The sequence below is a fragment of the Pontibacter sp. HJ8 genome (assembly GCF_054824225.1).
The window spans coordinates 1-2,235 of the sequence record NZ_JSYF01000381.1 but is presented as its reverse complement, the minus strand read 5'-3'; the positions used below and the strand labels follow the sequence as shown (position 1 = coordinate 2,235).

Annotated in this window: 1 protein-coding gene; it reads left to right on the top strand. The window is 48.6% G+C overall.

The window, feature by feature from the left end:
• Positions 1–458 precede the first annotated feature (458 nt).
• Positions 459–1,802 (top strand): PQQ-dependent sugar dehydrogenase, encoded by a 1,344-nt coding sequence (locus OB13_RS15870; protein ID WP_461491155.1) that lies wholly within the window; start codon positions 459–461, stop codon positions 1,800–1,802.
• Positions 1,803–2,235: the final 433 nt, after the last annotated feature.

The following is a 2,235-nucleotide window of genomic DNA, read 5'->3' as shown; positions in this document are numbered from 1 at the left end:
TCACATACAAGCTCCTGCCGCTACCGAAAGCCATCGGTTCACACATCAGAACAGCCGCTTCACTAGCTGCACAAGTCTAAGAGGCAACACATTCGTCAGGAAATAGTATAAAAAATCTATAAATTATTTCATATCAAGGCAACCGTTTTGGTAAATACTTCGTGATGGAGTAGCGAATCGGCACTGGCAGTCAGGTATGCTGATGCGCGAAATACAACTTACTGTACCCTCTCCGGGTATTGGGCCACTGGAGCTTGATCCATTGGTGTTGACTGGACCGTTTGTTTAATAGTGCCTTTTCTTAATCCTTTCCTATTCAAGCCATTTCCGGTAATTCTTCCTTGTAGCACAACGGCTGTGTTTAAGAGATCTCTGCGTCAACGCTGACAGGCGTTCTGTAAACCTGCTGCAGTATCAATTATACTCACTCAAAATTTCCTTCATATGCTATGAAAGCAATGTTAAACTTTAAAATCTTACTCAAAACACTTCTCATTATCGCTTCCGGACTCACGCTTTACGCCTGTAATGACGACGACGAATTCCCCATTGGCAGAGGAGACTCTGTTGAGCTGGATCTGGTAGCGGAAGACCTGACCTCCCCGGTATACCTGACCCAGGCTCCTGGCAATAACCAGAATTTATTTGTAGTGGATCAGATCGGTCTGATACGGGTAATTCATGACGGCACTATGGAGGAAACCCCCTTCCTGGACATAAGAAGCAAACTGGTGCAGTTGAACCCGAACTACGACGAGCGAGGTTTGCTGGGCCTGGCTTTTCACCCGGATTATGCTCAGAATGGCCGTTTCTTTGTGTACTACAGCGGTCCGCTCCGAAGCGGAGGTCCTGAAGGGTACGACCATACCAACTATGTAGCAGAGTACAGAGTGTCGCCCAATAACCCCATGGTAGCAGATCAGGGTTCCGAACGGATCTTACTGGCTGATGACCATCCGCAATTTAACCACAACGCAGGCACGCTGGCATTCGGTAAAGACAAGTACCTCTATATTTCGATCGGGGACGGAGGTGGTGGCAACGACGTAGGTCTGGGCCACGTGGAAGATTGGTATGACGTAAACGAAGGAGGTAACGGGCAGGATGTCAGGCAAAATCTACAGGGCAACATCCTCCGGATTGATGTCAACAGCGGTGCACCATACGGTATACCTGCTGACAATCCATTTGTTGGTCGAACCGGTCTGGATGAAATCTATGCCTATGGTTTCAGAAACCCATACCGCTTTTCTTTTGACAGACTAACAGGTATGCTGATTGCAGGCGACGCCGGTCAGGAGCTTTACGAAGAAGTAAGCGTGGTGGTGAAGGGTGGCAACTACGGCTGGAACGTGAAGGAAGGACGCCACTGCTTCAATGCGGCAGACCCTTTAAACCCACTTCCGGATTGTCCGGACGTAGACAGCCTGGGTAACCGCCTGATCGATCCGGTAATAGAATTCGGCAACGCGGAGAATGTGCCCGGTGGTCTGGGAATCGTAGTGATAGGAGGTTATGTATACAGGGGCCTTAACGACGTGGTGGATCTCGGGGGTGAGTACCTCTTTGGTGTGTTAGCGGAGGATGTAGAGGTGCCGAGCGGGGCTATTTATGCTGCCAATGCTTCCCGCAATGACCCGGATTGGAGCTATAGAAAACTTGAAATCACTAACCGTCCGAATAATGAGTTAGGCCATTACCTGCTTGGCTTCGGCGAAGACAGGGATGGAGAGCTGTATGTGCTGACCAAAGACAATCTAGGTCCGCAAGGCAACACAGGAAAGGTGTACAAGATAAACTGATAGCTTTTGTAGTTTTAGTATAGGATCAAGCAGCCGCCTGCCCCATGGACAGGCGGCTGCTTGTTTTTGTAACGGGACCTGGCCCCGTTCGTGCAAGCTCTCGGCGGCAGGAGCAACTTCCTGAATTGATCAATCCGTTGGCTACTACTTACAGGCACTGGGCACCATGCATGCCCGGGTGCTGCGGATCCATGTTCAAGCTCAACTCGTCCGCCTGCAGGGTGTCCAGGCTGAACTTGTTCGGCACTTACTGCAGCTGATAGCTTTTGTAAATCGACGACACGTGGGTGAATGGTTCATGATGAAGAGCAAAGTTTGGGAAAAGGGGATTTTTAACAAGGCTTTAGTAGAAGTGTTCTTTTAGTAAAAAACATAGTACTTATATTATATTTGGTTAATTATATATAGTATATTCGTTAGTTCAGGTATGGTT

Coding starts and splice junctions, on each gene's coding strand:
- OB13_RS15870 (WP_461491155.1), top strand. CDS start 459: ATGTTAAACTTTAAAATCTTACTCAAAACACTTCTCATTATCGCTTCC.